Annotated in this window: 14 protein-coding genes; 7 read left to right on the top strand and 7 right to left on the bottom strand. The window is 68.0% G+C overall.

Going from position 1 to position 14,462, the window contains the following annotated elements; all coding sequences use genetic code 11:
• Positions 1-369: 369 nt before the first annotated feature.
• Together ABZ319_RS37265 and ABZ319_RS37270 are read right to left on the bottom strand one after the other, a co-directional pair.
• Positions 370-1,587: an acetyl-CoA C-acetyltransferase gene (locus ABZ319_RS37265; protein ID WP_354991291.1), complete on the bottom strand. Its 1,218-nt coding sequence runs from the start codon at positions 1,585-1,587 to the stop codon at positions 370-372.
• Positions 1,588-1,719: 132 nt separating this feature from the next.
• Positions 1,720-2,208 carry a hypothetical protein gene (locus ABZ319_RS37270; RefSeq protein ID WP_354991292.1) on the bottom strand — a complete coding sequence of 163 codons (489 nt, stop codon included), beginning with the start codon at positions 2,206-2,208 and terminating at the stop codon, positions 1,720-1,722.
• 81 nt (positions 2,209-2,289) lie between these two features.
• On the opposite strand from ABZ319_RS37270, the gene ABZ319_RS37275 reads away from it, so the two are divergent.
• From ABZ319_RS37275 to ABZ319_RS37290, 4 genes are all read left to right on the top strand, one after another.
• Complete coding sequence (locus tag ABZ319_RS37275) at positions 2,290-3,678, top strand: cystathionine beta-synthase (protein ID WP_354991293.1); 1,389 nt, start codon at positions 2,290-2,292, stop codon at positions 3,676-3,678.
• A gap of 243 nt (positions 3,679-3,921) precedes the next feature.
• Positions 3,922-5,046: an AbrB family transcriptional regulator gene (locus ABZ319_RS37280; RefSeq protein WP_354991294.1), complete on the top strand. Its 1,125-nt coding sequence runs from the start codon at positions 3,922-3,924 to the stop codon at positions 5,044-5,046.
• Positions 5,047-5,584: 538 nt separating this feature from the next.
• The gene (locus tag ABZ319_RS37285) at positions 5,585-6,217 is read left to right on the top strand and encodes a transglycosylase SLT domain-containing protein (RefSeq protein ID WP_354991295.1); all 633 of its coding nucleotides are present in this window, start codon (positions 5,585-5,587) and stop codon (positions 6,215-6,217) included.
• Positions 6,218-6,467: 250 nt separating this feature from the next.
• Positions 6,468-7,505, top strand: coding sequence for a hypothetical protein (locus ABZ319_RS37290; RefSeq protein ID WP_354991296.1), 1,038 nt, complete (start codon positions 6,468-6,470; stop codon positions 7,503-7,505).
• 211 nt (positions 7,506-7,716) lie between these two features.
• On the opposite strand, the gene ABZ319_RS37295 is transcribed toward ABZ319_RS37290, so the two are convergent.
• On the bottom strand, positions 7,717-8,061 hold the full coding sequence (locus tag ABZ319_RS37295; RefSeq protein WP_354991297.1) for a DUF6401 family natural product biosynthesis protein: 345 nt from the start codon (positions 8,059-8,061) through the stop codon (positions 7,717-7,719).
• 161 nt (positions 8,062-8,222) lie between these two features.
• Entirely contained in the window at positions 8,223-9,398 is a 1,176-nt protein-coding gene (locus ABZ319_RS37300; RefSeq protein ID WP_354991298.1) for an acyl-CoA dehydrogenase family protein, read from the bottom strand.
• 313 nt (positions 9,399-9,711) lie between these two features.
• Here ABZ319_RS37300 and ABZ319_RS37305 point away from each other — a divergent pair, with 313 nt between their 5' ends.
• Positions 9,712-10,857, top strand: a complete 1,146-nt coding sequence (locus ABZ319_RS37305) for a cystathionine gamma-synthase (RefSeq protein WP_354991299.1) — start codon at positions 9,712-9,714, stop codon at positions 10,855-10,857.
• Between the two features lie 274 nt (positions 10,858-11,131).
• Here ABZ319_RS37305 and greA read toward each other — a convergent pair whose 3' ends face one another.
• A complete protein-coding gene (greA, locus tag ABZ319_RS37310) occupies positions 11,132-11,623 on the bottom strand; it encodes a transcription elongation factor GreA (RefSeq protein WP_354991300.1) in 492 nt (163 codons plus the stop codon).
• Positions 11,624-11,868: 245 nt separating this feature from the next.
• Entirely contained in the window at positions 11,869-12,285 is a 417-nt protein-coding gene (locus tag ABZ319_RS37315; protein WP_354991301.1) for a DUF4307 domain-containing protein, read from the bottom strand.
• Positions 12,286-12,439: 154 nt separating this feature from the next.
• Between ABZ319_RS37315 and mca the strand changes: the two genes are divergently transcribed.
• Together mca and ABZ319_RS37325 are read left to right on the top strand one after the other, a co-directional pair.
• Positions 12,440-13,321, top strand: coding sequence for a mycothiol conjugate amidase Mca (gene mca, locus ABZ319_RS37320; protein WP_354991304.1), 882 nt, complete (start codon positions 12,440-12,442; stop codon positions 13,319-13,321).
• Positions 13,318-13,590: a hypothetical protein gene (locus ABZ319_RS37325; protein ID WP_354991302.1), complete on the top strand. Its 273-nt coding sequence runs from the start codon at positions 13,318-13,320 to the stop codon at positions 13,588-13,590. The genes mca and ABZ319_RS37325 overlap by 4 nt, the downstream gene beginning before the upstream one ends.
• Positions 13,591-13,879: 289 nt before the next feature.
• Here the strand turns inward: ABZ319_RS37325 and ABZ319_RS37330 are convergent, their stop codons facing one another.
• Positions 13,880-14,344 carry a VOC family protein gene (locus tag ABZ319_RS37330; RefSeq protein WP_354991303.1) on the bottom strand — a complete coding sequence of 155 codons (465 nt, stop codon included), beginning with the start codon at positions 14,342-14,344 and terminating at the stop codon, positions 13,880-13,882.
• Between the last annotated feature and the right edge of the window lie 118 nt (positions 14,345-14,462).

The following is a 14,462-nucleotide window of genomic DNA, read 5'->3' on the forward strand; positions in this document are numbered from 1 at the left end:
AAAAAACACGCGCGGAACCTGCGGGGGGGGCTGATGCGCTGTCCTGAAGTGACCGGGGGCCATGCCCCCGGACCCCCAGGTAGGAGGCACACGAGCCCTCGGAACAGCAAGGCGGTGGTCCTGCCTCAAACCTTCGCTCGAGACTCGGCGGTGGAGGTCCCAACCGCGGATGCAGTCCGGAACCCCAGGCGCCGCAGAGGTCTGGCGGTGATTTCAACCGCGAGTGCAAGCCGGACCCTCGTGCCCCTGTCCGGTTCGGCGGAGACTTCAGCCGCGAGTTCGACCGGTCCCTCCGCGCCCCGTGGGGGTTCGGGGGCAGGGCCCCCAAACCACCCTCTCTCTAGGCCGGAGGCCGAGGCACCGCAGCTATCAGCTGAGGCGCTCGATGATCATCGCCATGCCCTGGCCGCCGCCGACGCACATGGTCTCCAGGCCGAACTGCTTGTCCTGGGTCTGCAGGTTGTTGATCAGGGTCGCGGTGATGCGGGCGCCGGTCATGCCGAACGGGTGGCCGAGCGCGATCGCGCCGCCGGAGATGTTCAGCTTGTCCTCGTCCAGCTTCAGCGCGCGGGCCGAGCCCAGCACCTGCACCGCGAAGGCCTCGTTGATCTCGTAGAGATCGAGATCGCCGACGGTGAGGTTCGCGTTGCCGAGCGCCTTCTTGACCGCCTCGATCGGGCCGAGGCCCATGATCTCGGGGGACAGGCCGGACACGCCGGTGGACACGACGCGGGCGAGCGGGGTCAGGCCCAGGGCCTTGGCCTTGGTGTCGCTCATGACGACGAGCGCGGCGGCGCCGTCGTTCAGCGGGCAGGCGTTACCGGCGGTGACGGTGCCGTCGGCACGGAAGACGGGCTTGAGCTGCGAGATCTTCTCGTAGGTGGTGCCGGCGCGCGGGCCGTCGTCGGTGGAGACGACGGTGCCGTCGGGCAGGGTCACCGGGGTGATCTCGCGCTCGAAGAAGCCGGACTTGATGGCCTCTTCGGCACGCTGCTGCGAGCGCACGCCCCAGTGGTCCTGGTCCTCGCGGGAGATGCCGGTGAAGGTGGCGACGTTCTCGGCGGTCTCGCCCATGCCGATGTACACGTCCGGCAGCAGGTCGTTCTCGCGCGGGTCGACCCACGAGGTGTTGGCCGCGGAGGTGGCCTTGGTGCGGGCCTCGGCATCGGCGAACAGCAGGTTGTGGGTGTCGGGCCAGCCGTCGGCGGTGCCCTTCGGGAAGCGCGACACGGTCTCGACGCCCGCGGAGATGAACACGTCGCCCTCGCCCGCCTTGATGGCGTGGAAGGCCATCCGGGTGGTCTGCAGCGAGGAGGAGCAGTACCGGTTGACGGTGACGCCGGGCAGGTAGTCGTAGCCCAGCTGCACGGCCACGGCACGGGCCATGTTGAAGCCGGCCTCACCGGCGGGCTGGCCGCTGCCGAGCATGAGGTCGTCGATATCGCTGGCGGCCAGGGCGGGGACCTTGTCCAGGGCCGCGCGGACCATCTGAGCCGCGAGGTCGTCCGGGCGCATGCCGACCAGCGAACCCTTGTGCGCACGACCGATGGGGGAGCGGGCGTACGAAACGATAACGGCCTCAGCCATGAGGACTCCTTACTAGCGTGAGTGAACCACTTCGAATGTACGACGGGTGTGTCGAGCGCCCTACGCCCGGTATGCCGGTATCCCAATCACTGAACTGTGGGATTGGACTCACCCGCGGGTGAAAGGCCGGTTCTAGTCGTCCTCGGGCGCCGGGGCGATCGGGGCCGGGACGTCGAACGCGCCGAACTGGGGGACGTGCAGGGTGTCGGAGTAGATGGTGGTGACGATGTGGCCGGGGCCGGTGTCCTGGAACTGGGCGTACTGGATGCTGCCGTAGATGCCCGCGACCACGGTCACCCGGTATTCGCCGGTGGCCCCGGTGTTGGTGTTGCGCCAGGCGATGGTGGTCAGGTTCTCGCACAGCGGCGCGAAAATCCAGGGCCCTGGACCGAGCCCGGCGATCGGGTTGGCGCGCACGTTGAGAATGGCGCGACCCCCGTAGCTCGGGCTCGTCTCGGCCCAGGTGCGGATGCTGCCGCCGCACGGGCTGGGCTGGAAGGTGGTTGGTAGCTGGGGGAATTCGAAGGTCCGTGCGTGGGCCGGAGCGGTCGCGGCGATCGTGGTCGCGGCGGCGATGCACCCGAGGAGCACGGTGGCACGCAGGTGGTTCGGCGTCCTCATGCGGCGATGGTAATTTCCCGCCGACGTGAGATCGCCTACGTGCGCGTAAGCGCCGATATCCTTTCTGCAACGATGAGGGGTATGCGCATCGCTAACTCCGTGGTCGATCTGATCGGAAACACTCCACTCGTTCGACTGAACTCCGTGGTGGGTCCGAACTCGGGCCTGGTGGCGGCGAAGGTGGAATACCTGAACCCGGGCGGCAGCTCGAAGGACCGCATCGCCGTCAAGATGATCGACGCCGCCGAAGAGGCCGGGCTGCTGAAGCCCGGCGGCACGATCGTCGAGCCGACCTCCGGCAACACCGGTGTCGGTCTGGCCCTGGTCGCGCAGCAGCGCGGCTACAAGTGCGTGTTCGTCTGCCCGGACAAGGTTTCCGAGGACAAGCGCAATGTGCTGCGCGCCTACGGCGCCGAGGTCGTGGTCTGCCCGACCGCCGTCGCGCCGGAGGATCCGGACAGCTACTACAACGTCTCCGATCGCCTGGTTCGTGAGATCGAGGGCGCCTGGAAGCCGAACCAGTACTCCAACCCGGGCGGTCCGGAGTCGCACTACGAGACCACCGGCCCGGAGATCTGGCGCGACACCGACGGCAAGGTCACGCACTTCGTGGCGGGCGTCGGCACCGGCGGCACGATTTCCGGCACCGGCCGCTACCTGAAGGAGATCTCGGGCGGCAAGGTCAAGGTCATCGGCGCGGATCCCGAGGGCTCGGTGTACTCCGGCGGCACCGGCCGCCCGTACCTGGTCGAGGGCGTGGGCGAGGACTTCTGGCCGACCGCCTACGACCCGGCCATCCCGGACGAGATCATCGCGGTCTCCGACGCCGATTCCTTCGAGATGACCCGCCGCCTGGCCCGCGAGGAGGGCCTGCTGGTCGGCGGCTCCTGCGGCATGGCGGTCGTGGCCGCACTCAAGGTCGCCGAGCGCGATCCGGACGCGGTCGTGGTCGTGCTGCTGCCGGACGGCGGCCGCGGCTACCTGTCCAAGATCTTCAACGATCAGTGGATGAGCTCCTACGGCTTCCTGCGCACCCGCCTGGACGGCCGGACCGACGAGACCCACGTCGGCGATGTGCTGCGCGGCAAGTCGGGCGAGCTGCCCGATCTGGTGCACACCCACCCGCAGGAGACCCTGCGCGACGCGATCGAGATCCTGCGCGAGTACGGCGTCTCGCAGATGCCGGTCGTCGGCGCGGAGCCGCCGGTCATGGCCGGCGAGGTCGCGGGCAGCGTGACCGAGCGCGATCTGCTCTCGGCGGTCTTCGAGGGCCGGGCGAAGCTGACCGATTCCGTGGCGCAGCACATGAGCCCGGGCTTCCCGCTCATCGGCTCGGGTGAGCCGGTGTCGGCGGCCACCAAGCTGCTCGAGTCGACCGACGCGCTCATGGTGGTCGACGACGGCAAGCCGGTCGGCGTGATCACCCGGCACGATCTGCTCGGCTTCCTGAGCGAGGGTTCGCTCGCGTAGCGAAACGACATCCCGCGACGCCCGCCCGCGCTCTCCGCGCCGGCGGGCGTTCGCGTTTCCGGACCGCGCGTTAGCCACAGCGCCCGACCGAGCGCGCAACCGCCGCGGCCAGCGAATTACCCGTATGTGATTTGTGGTCTCCCCCTTGTCTTTTCGGTTGTGCATCGGAAGTCACAACGGCCGGTCCGCGCGATAACTGCGCTGTTACTCTCCGTTCATGGTTGACGAGCAGGATCGGCTCGTATGAACCGAAGGCAGGCGCTCAGTTGGGTGCTGTTGTCGGCCGGGGTCCTCGGCGGCGCGGCACTGCTGGATCGCGTGGGGTTTCCGGCCCCGCAGATGATTCTGGCCATCGTGGTCGGCGCGGCGCTGGCCATGAGCGGGCGTTTGCCGCAGCCGCTGCCCAAACAGGTGAGCATCGGCGTGCAGGGCATGCTGGGCGTGCTGATGGGCAGCTATCTCCAGGTCGAGCTGCTGACCTCGATCGGCCTCGATCTGCTGCCCGTCCTGCTGGTCACCGCCGCGACCGTGCTGGTGAGCGTGGCCGTCGCGCTGGTCTTCGCGCGCGCGGCCAAGGTGGACGTGCCGACCGCGACCCTGGGCCTGCTCGCGGGCGGATCGGCGGCGGTGGTCGCGGCCGCCGACGAGCTGAACGCTGATCCGCGCCGGGTGGCGTTCATGCAGTACCTGCGAGTGGCGCTGGTCGCGCTGAGCGCACCGGCCATCGCCGCTCTACTCGACGAGGAAGCCGGAATCTCTTACCGCACAACCACTCTCGGTGGCGGTGTGACCAATCCCGAACTGCCGTACTGGATGATCGTCGGTCGCGGCGACCAGGTGGCGGGCATCTCGATCGCGATCATGCTGTGCGTGCTGGGCACGTGGCTCGGCCGCAAGGTCAATCTGCCCAATGCCGCGCTGCTGGGTCCGATGCTGCTCACCGCTCTGCTCACCGCCGCCGGGATCTCGCACGGGTACGCGCCGACGCATTTGTTCAAGGATCTGCTGTTCGTGCTCATCGGCTTCGAGGTCGGTACCCGCTTCACCCGCGAGGTGGTGCGCCAGATGGCCCGCATGATCCCCGGCATGACGGCGGCCGTACTGGCGCTGAGCGGCATCGTGGCGGCGCTCGCGCTCGGCCTGGCGAATGTGGTCGATCTGCAGATGTCGGACCTCTACCTGGCCACCACGCCGGGCGGTATCAACGCCGTGCTGGCCACCGCCGACAAGATGAACGCCAACCTGCCCCTGATCACCAGCGTGCAGACCCTGCGCCTGTTGCTGATGATGCTGATGCTCCCGCTGTTGATGCGAGCCCTGCGCAGATTCTCGGTGCCCGCGGTGGCCCCGGCGCAGTCTCCGGCCTGAGTCGAAGCCTTCGAAAAATCAGTCCCGCGGGGTACCTCGGCGACCGAAAAATGGTCGATTTGAGGTATATCGCGTCATCCGATCGAAATTGTTCTGTGATCCGAAACACTTCGTGGTTTGAATTGAATCACCAGGTCAGTGCATGTATTAATGCAGGTAAACGGACTGCCAGGCGGGCCAGTTCACCTTCCGTTCACTTTTGAGTCAAGCTGTGTTCACCCGGCGCAATCAAGCTGTGACCTTGTTGGAAACAGACCCCAAGTCTGGTTGACGCAAGGAGATGCGAACTCACATGCGGAACGCGATCACCACCCCGGTGCGCTGAAGCACCGCGGCCCCATCGGCCGCAGACGTCTCCGCAGGACTCCTGCAACGTCAGAATTCCTTGGCCCGTAACGGGTTTCACAACAGAAACGCGAAACAGCCCGAGCGCTGGAGCGGACTACCCCCACGGTACCCGTCTGGTCAGCGCTGCCTTCCCTCGGCCTGCGAGCCCAGAAACCGAACAGGAATCAAATTCGCCATGCCTACGAATGCCATGACTGCGCTGCGTGACCCTGCCAAACGCAGCAGGGTGGTCGCCGCCGCCCGTACCGCCGGCACCGCCGCCCTCGCCCTCACCGTGTTCGGTTCCATCGTCACCGCCGCCGGTGCGGCCTCGGACGACGTGCAGCCCGCGGCCCTGAAGGACTCCCTCACCGCCGCCGTCGCCGTGCCGACCGCGATCGAGAAGGTCGAGAAGGTCGAGACCCCCGCCGACGCCGCACTGGCCGCCGCTGCCGCCATCGTGCCCGCCCCGGCCCCCATGCCGGAGCCCGAGCCCATCGCGCCGCCGCCGGCCCCGGTCTACGCCAACAACCTCGACGGCTGGATCCGCCAGGCGCTCGACATCATGGCCGCCAAGGGCATCCCCGGCAGCTACGACGGCATCTTCCGCAACATCATCCGGGAGTCCAGCGGTAACCCGCAGGCCATCAACCTCTACGACATCAATGCCATCAACGGCATCCCGTCCAAGGGGCTGCTCCAGGTCATCGATCCGACCTTCGCCGCGTACCACGTCGAGGGCACCCCGTTCGATGTCTGGAACCCGGTCTCCAACATCGTGGCCGCCTGCAACTACGCCGCGCACCGCTACGGCTCGATGGACAACGTCAACAGCGCGTACTGAGTCCGGCCCGGCCTGTTCGGCCCCGGTGCGTACCGAGTGGATACTCGGTACGCACCGTTCGTGTATCCGGGCCGCCCCGATGGTTGCCGGCGTTCGCCGTGTCCCGTCCAGCAATTCCCGAGCACCCGATTTGGCAACTATTTCGCAAACTGACGAATGAGCCGATCGGCTGCGGGTATAAATCGCCCTTGGAGCAAAGTTTCGGCATCGGGCCGGAACCGGAGCAGGTAGCGAAGGGACGGGGTTCCATATGCACACCTCGAGTTTGGCTATCGATATCCAGCAGGGGCTCTCCGACGCGTGGAGTTCGGTCGCCACGTTCGTGCCCAAATTCGCCGGATTCCTGGCCATCCTGGTCATCGGCTGGATCGTGGCCAAGATCGTGGCCCGGCTGGTGACGCGGATTCTGCATCAGGTCGGCTTCGATCGGCTCGTTGAGCGCGGCGGCATCAAGGACATGCTCGCCGACAGTCGCTACGACGCGGTCGGAATCATCGCGAAGCTGGCGTACTACGCGGTTCTATTGCTCACGCTGCAACTGGGTTTCGGCGTTTTCGGCCCGAATCCCATCAGCGACATGCTCAATGGCATCGTGGCCTGGCTGCCGCGACTGGCCATCGCCATCGTCATCGTCTGCATCGCGGGCGCCATCGCCCGCGTGGTCATGGACATGATCGCGAACATGCTCAGCGGTCTGTCCTACGGCCGGATGATGGGACGTGTTGCGGCGGTGTTCATCTGGGGCGTCGGCCTGATCGCCGCGCTCAATCAGATCGGGGTCGCGACCTCGGTCACCATGCCCATTCTCATCACCGTGCTCGCCGTGATCGGCGGCGTGCTGATCGTCGGTGTCGGCGGCGGTCTGGTGCGGCCGATGCAGCAGCGCTGGGAAGGCTGGCTGGAGACCATCGAGGGTGAGATGCCCGAGATGAAGGGGCACGCCGAGGCGTATCAGCGCGGCCGGGAGGACGCCGCCCGTCAGCGTTCGGCGGCTGCCCAGCAGCAGGCGATGATGGCGCAACAGCAGCAGGGCATGGGCGGGCAGCAGCACCAGCCCGTGGGCGCGCACCAGAATCCGCCCGGGAAGTGGGCGGAGCAGTCGGCGGGCACGCCCGGCTACCGGCCGCAGGGTTACGGCCCGCAGGGTGGTCAGCAGCAAGGTCAGGGGCAGGGCTACCAGGGGTCGGGTTACCCGGATCAGGGCCGGGGCTATCCGGATCAGGGTCAGGGTTACCCCGGTCAGGGTGGTCAGATGCCCGATCGTGGCAATCAGCCCGGAATGCCGTAGCTAACGAACGGGTCGAACCAGGCCCGTCCGATCGAGGCGAAAAGACGGCCCGCGTCCTTCGGAACGCGGGCCGTTTCGCTGTCCGGGTGAAGTTTGCCGTGCCGCCGGGCCGTGCACCGGGCAACCGTCACGAATCGCGCGTGCGCCGGACGTATACGGCTCGGCCGAACCGCACGCCCGGCCGGTGGGAAAGCCCGGTCGTCGAGAACGCTCAGTCGGCGTGCGCGAGGGCGCACACCGCGGCCAGCCGCAGATGCACCCAGTCCGCCGTCTGCCACTCCGGTGCGCACTCGGGCCGCGGTTCGCCGGATTCCCGCAGATCCTCGAGCAATCCCCGCGCGTAACCGGCGAGCAGCACGCTCACCGGTACGGCGCTGGAATTCTCCACACCCGCGTCGAGAATGTCGCGGACGGAGGCGGCATGCTGATCGAGCACCGCGAGCAGGCCCGGAAATTCCCGAGCGGCCGAGCGGACCGGAACTCCGTGCGTGCGTTGCAGGCGGTTCAAAGTCTTACGCGCCGAAACGACGAGCAGCGCGGAGCCGGGCAATAACACCTGGTCATGCTAGCAATCGGCATGCTCTCCCGGCAGTGTGCTGTGAGATATAGCGCATCTGCGCCAGTGTCACTTCCCGGCAGCTTCCGGCACCGGCCGGCGGCGAGGCCGCGGGCCTGGCGGGCGGTGATCCGGCGGTCAGCGGAAAGTTTCGGATCCCGTCAGCGGAACGCCTTGGATCCCGTCAGCGCCTCGCCGAGCACCAGCTGGTGCACCTCGGCCGTGCCCTCGTAGGTGAGCACCGACTCGAGGTTGTTGGCGTGCCGCAGCACCGGGTAATCCAGTGTAATGCCGTTGGCGCCCAAGATGGTTCGGCATTCGCGGGCGATGGCGATGGCTTCGCGGGTGCTGTTGAGCTTGCCCGCGCTGATCTGCTCGGCGCGAATCTCGTGCCGGTCCTTGAGCCTGCCCAGATGCAGCGCCAGCAACTGGCCCTTGCCGAGCTCGACCGCCATATCGGCGAGCTTGGCCTGGGTCAGCTGGTACGCGGCCAGGGGTTTGTCGAAAACCTCACGGGTGCGGGCATATTCGATGGTGGCGGACAGGCAGTCGCGGGCCGCGCCGAGCGCGCCGAAGATGATGCCGAAGCGCGCCTCGGACAGACAGCCCAGCGGGGCGGCCAGTCCGCGCGCGTCGGGCAGCAGGGCGTCGGCGGGCAGGCGCACGCCGTCGAGCGAGAGTTCGGCGGTGATCGAGGCGCGCAGCGACAGCTTGCGGTGCATCTCGCGGGCGCTGAAACCCGGTGTGTCCGTGGGCACCACGAAGCCGCGGATGGTGTCGCGCTCGCCCTCGCGCGACTGCGCCCAGATGATGGCGACATCGGCGACCGAGCCGTTGGTGATCCACATCTTGGACCCGTCCAGGATCCAGTCGTCGCCCTCGCGCCGGGCCCGGGTGCGCATGCCGCCGGGGTTGGAGCCGAAGTCCGGTTCGGTCAATCCGAAGCAGCCGATCAATCGGCCCGCCGCCATCTCCGGCAGCCAGCGCTGCTTCTGCTCCTCGGAGCCGTACTTGTGGATGGCGGTCATGGCCAGTGAGCCCTGGACCGAAACCAGGCTGCGCACACCGGAATCCACGGCCTCGACCTCCATGCAGGCCAGTCCGTACGCGGTCGCCGAGGTGCCCGCGCAGCCGTAGCCGTCCAGGTGCATGCCCAGCAGACCCAGCTTGCCCAGCTCCGGGGCGACCTCGCGGACGGGGAACGTGCCCGCCTCGAACCACTCCGCCACGTGCGGCCGCAGCCGTTCGGTCGCGAACGCGCGCACGGTGTCGCGAATCTCGCGTTCCTCGGCGCTCAGCAGGGAGTCGATGGCGAACAGTTCATCTACGGAGACCATGGGCTCAGCCTAGGACCCGGGCCGGGCGCGCACGAGGACCCGGCCCGCCGGTTCGCTCCGGCGCCCGGCACGCGCGGGCGGCGAATGCGCCGGTGTGCGCCACCGGATTCACCGGTACGCGGCCCCGCTGTCCCTGCGCGAGCGCCCGGCCCGTGCCGGACTCGATCCCGCGGTTACGCGGTCCGGTGTGCGCCGCGCCCGTTCGGTCGGAAGTCGGCTGGTCGGGGCGTTGTGTCCGGTGTGCGGGTGAGTTCGGCCACCCGGGGCGTGCCCGGGGTGGGGAGCGAACCGGTGGCGACCTAGGCTGACGGGTATGAGTGAGCAGCTTGGTTTCTCCACGCGGGCGGTGCACGCCGGGTACGAGCCGGATCCCCAGACCGGCGCGGTGAATGTGCCGATCTACGCGAGCTCCACCTTCGCCCAGGACGGCGTGGGCGGTATGCGTGGTGGTTACGAGTACGCGCGGACGGGCAACCCGACCCGTACCGCCCTGGAGGCCAATCTGGCCGCGCTCGAATCCGGCGCCTACGGACGAGCCTTCTCCTCCGGTATGGCCGCGACCGACTGTGCGCTGCGTGCGATCCTGCGCCCGGGAGACCACCTGGTCATTCCGGATGACGCCTACGGCGGCACGTTCCGGCTCATCGACAAGGTCTTCACCCAGTGGGGCATCGAGTACTCGGTGGCACACGTGAACGATCCGGCCGCGGTGGCCGCGGCCATGCGCCCGAACACCCGCCTGGTGTGGGTCGAGACCCCGACCAACCCGCTGCTGAACATCGGCGACATCTCGGCGCTGGCCGACGTCGCGCACGCAGGCGGCGCGAAACTGGTGGTGGACAACACCTTCGCGTCCCCGTACCTGCAGCAGCCGCTGCTGCTGGGCGCGGACATCGTGCTCCACTCGACCACCAAGTACATCGGCGGGCACTCCGATGTGGTGGGCGGCGCGCTCATCACGAACGACCAGGAGCTGGACGTCAAGTTCGCGTTCCTGCAGAACGGTTCGGGCGGCGTCCCGGGCCCGTTCGACGCGTTCCTGACGATGCGCGGCATCAAGACCCTGGCCCTGCGCATGGACCGGCACTGCGACAACGCCGAGGCCATCGCCGAGTTCCTGGCGAATCATCCCAAGATCGCGCAGGTCATCTACCCCGGTCTGGCCGAGCACCCGAGCCACGAGGTCGCCCAGAAGCAGATGCGCCGGTTCGGCGGCATGATCTCGGTGCGCGTGCACGGCGGTCATCCCGCGGCGCTGGACTTCTGCGCCCGCACCAAGATCTTCACCCTGGCCGAGTCGCTCGGTGGCGTGGAGTCGCTGATCGAGCATCCGGGCGCGATGACCCATGCCTCGACCGCGGGCTCGGCCCTCGAGGTCCCGGCGGATCTGGTCCGGCTGTCGGTCGGCATCGAGGACATCGGCGATCTGCTGGCGGACCTGAAGCAGGCCCTCGCGTAGGAAGCGCACACATATGGCGAACACGAAGCCCCGCACCGGAATCGGCGCGGGGCTTCGTCGTTCGTCTACGACGCCGTGTCGTTCGATGCGGCCTGTACATCGCGCGCTCGGGGTTGCACGCCGCTCGCCCGGGGCGGTGTCCGGTCCTGTCCGGGCAGTGCCGCGTTCGGTCCGGGCAGAGCGTCGTCCCGTCCGGGCGGTGCGTCGCGCACCCGCGCACAGGACGGCCCCCGGTCCGTGTGGACCGGGGGCCGCTGTGTCCGTCTCGCCTACCTCAGCTGTGGTACGGCTCCGCCGACACCAGGGTCACCTTCATGACCTTGCCGTTGGGCAGCTGGTATTCGCGGGTCTCGCCGACCTTGGCATCGATGAGCGCGCCGCCGAGCGGGGAATTGGGGGAGTAGGTCTCCAGTTCGGAGTTGCCCAGGCCCTCTTCGCGGGTGGCGATGAGGAAGGTCTCGCTGTCGCTCTCGTCGCCGTCGTAGTAGACCTTGACGACCGAGCCGGGCAGCGCGACGCCGGACTTGGTCGGGGCGATGCCGACCTTGGCGTTGTTGAGGAGTTCCTGCAGCTGGCGGATCCGCGCCTCCTGCTGGCCCTGCTCCTCGCGCGCGGCGTGGTAGCCGCCGTTCTCCTTGAGGTCGCCTTCTTCGCGACGCTCGTTGATCTCGGCCGCAATGACCGGACGGTTGGCAATGAGCGCGCCGAGTTCGCTCGTGAGCCTCTCGTGCGACTCCGGGGTCAGCCAGGTCACTGTCTCAGTCATCTCGATCACTCCCTAGTAGTTGTCCCCGGCAAGCCGGGATTCCCTCTGAAATCCGTTGCCGCACCCACCGGAGCCGGGCATGGCAACAGCGGACGGCAAGAGCGATCCTGGGGGAGGTACCCGACAGCGCCGGCCGCCAATGCAGCAAACACGGCTCCGAACCCCGGAACCGTGTGTTGCGTTATTTTAGCACGAATCGCATAGATGCAGGTAGAAGCATCAAAGCGGGTTCTGGACCGGACTTTTCACCCGGCGCGCAGGTAGGCGGGTACTTCGTCGCTGCAGCCGTAGATGTTGCCCGCGCCCGCTCGTGCGGAGGTCTTCAGCGTGGTGGTGAACAGTACCGTGCCGGCGTCGGAGCCCGGGATGAGGACCTCGCGCCGGCCGACTTCGACGCCGTCGGCATCCAGTGCGCGAACGTAGCAGACGACCGGTTTCTTCGGGTCGTCGCGCGTCACCTTGAATTCCACCGAAACCGTCGAGTCGTCGACCACCGTGTACCCGAGCCGCTCGGGTTCGATGTCCTTGGGTCCGTACTGCTTGAACCCGAGATACGCCACGCCACAGCCCACGATCGCGACCGCGAGGGTCAGCGCGACGGGCAGCCAGCGCGGGGTCTTACGTCGCCCGACCCCGTAGCGATCGGCCGGTCTTTCGCTCATGACTGGACGCTCCCGGGGGGTAGGTCGGAACAAACGACGGTCGGATGGAACTATAGGTAATGGAGATCGGACACCCCCTGCCTGGACTCGGCGGAGAGCGATGAGGTGAAAAAGTGATCGGTGAGGTGAACGCGAAGTGAGTGGTCTTCGCCTCATGGCGGTACACGCCCACCCCGACGACGAATCCAGCAAGGGCGCGGCAACCACCGCGCGCTATGCGGCCGAAGGTAATGAGGTGCTCGTCGTCACCCTGACCGGTGGCGAACGCGGCGACATTCTCAATCCGGCCATGGATACCCCGGGTATCAAGGACCGCATCAGCGAGGTGCGGCGCGAGGAGATGGCGGCCGCGGCCGCCGCGCTCGGCGTCGACCAGATGTGGCTCGGTTACACCGATTCCGGTCTGCCCGAAGGTGATCCGATGCCGCCTCTGCCCGAGGGCAGTTTCGCGCTGGTGCCGCTGGACGAGGCCACCGAGGCGCTGGTGCGCGTCGTGCGCGAGTTCAAGCCGCACGTCATCACCACGTACGACGAAATGGGCGGCTACCCGCATCCCGACCACATCATGTGCCACAAGGTGTCGGTCGCGGCGTTCGAGACCGCCGGTGACGCCGAGAAGTTCCCGGACGCGGGTGAGCCGTGGACGCCGCTGAAGCTGTACTACAACCACGGTTTCAGCCTGGCCCGGCTGGAGGCGTTCGCCGACGAATACGCCTCGCGCGGTGAGCCTTTCCCGATGCAGGAGTGGATGGACCGCATGCGGGGCTACGCGGCCGAGCGCGGGGACATCATGTCGCGGGTGACCACCCAGGTCGAATGCGCCAAGTACTTCCCGGCCCGGGACGAGGCGCTGCGCGCCCACGCGACCCAGATCGACCCCAACGGCCCGTTCTTCGCCATTCCCACGGAATTGCAGCAGAAGATGTGGCCGACCGAGGAATTCGAGCTGGCGCAGACCCGGGTGCGCACCGCAATCCCCGAGATCGACCTGTTCACGGGTATCGATGACGCCGACACCGAGGACGCCGACCGATGATTCTCGACCTGCTCGCCCAGACCAATAATTCGCCCACCGGCCCGGAATTCGGCAAGGCGTCACCGCTGGGCCTGGTGATCGTGCTGTTGCTGCTGGCGGGCACGGTGCTGCTGGTGCGCAATATGAACAAGCACCTGAAGAATCTGCCCGCGACCTTCTCCCCGGAGCATCCCGAACCGGATCAGGAAGCGGACGAGGGCACCGAGCACGGCATCGCGAAGCTCGAGAAGCCCGCTGCGCCCAAGGCCGAATCCGCGGATTCGGCCTGACCCGCGGGCTCGCGCCCCACGCTGTTCGGACAACCCCGGTCCCGCGGATGGATCGGGGTTGTCGGCGTTTCCGGGCCGGGTGGTGCGGGAGATCTGCTCCGCATCCGGCTCCATGCGAGGTCGGCTGGGCGGGCACCGCGACTCGGGATGCGGCGGACGGTCCGGCACGCGGGCGCGGCGTTCACCGGACCGCCGGCGGTGGGCGGGCCGGTGTACCGCCGACACCGGGATCGCTCGGTGCACACCGCTGAAAAGTGCTGTGCGGCCGTGATTTCGGGCACGGAACCCGTCAGAGGGTGGGGGTGTCGTACAGGGTGAAGCCGCCGTCGGCGTCGGAATCCACGCCGATGAAACGCCCTGCGTGCAGCGGGTTGTCGGCCAGCACCCGAATCACGGTGCCGTCCGGGTCGATGAGATCCAGGAACGCGCCGTATTCGCCGCGGTCGGTGACGCCGGTGTGCTCGGCGCCGAGTTCGTCGGCCCGGCGGACCAGCTCGTGCAGATCCTCGACCGCGCCGACCTCCAGGGCGACGACGTCGAAGCCCGCGAGATCGGGCTTGCTCGCGCAGAATTCGCGTTCGCGCAGCGCGATGCCGAAGCCGTTCGCGTCCATGAGCTGCGCGCCGCGCAGCACGCCCTGATCCCGGAACTCGGCGGCCAGGGTGAGCCGCAGCAGATCCCGGTACCAGGCGACGCTGCGGGCGAGGTCGCCGACCGGAATCTTGACGTGGCGAATGCGAACGACCCCGCTCATGGTTTCTCCCCTGTCCGGCTCCGCCGCGGAGCGCTGACTCTCCGCAGGATGCCATCCCGCGCCGCCGGTGTCAGCGCGCCGGGACTCGGCGCGGCTCGTGCGGGCGGCGGGAGTCCGG

This window comes from Nocardia sp. NPDC005978 (assembly GCF_040614455.1).
Taxonomy (GTDB): domain Bacteria; phylum Actinomycetota; class Actinomycetes; order Mycobacteriales; family Mycobacteriaceae; genus Nocardia.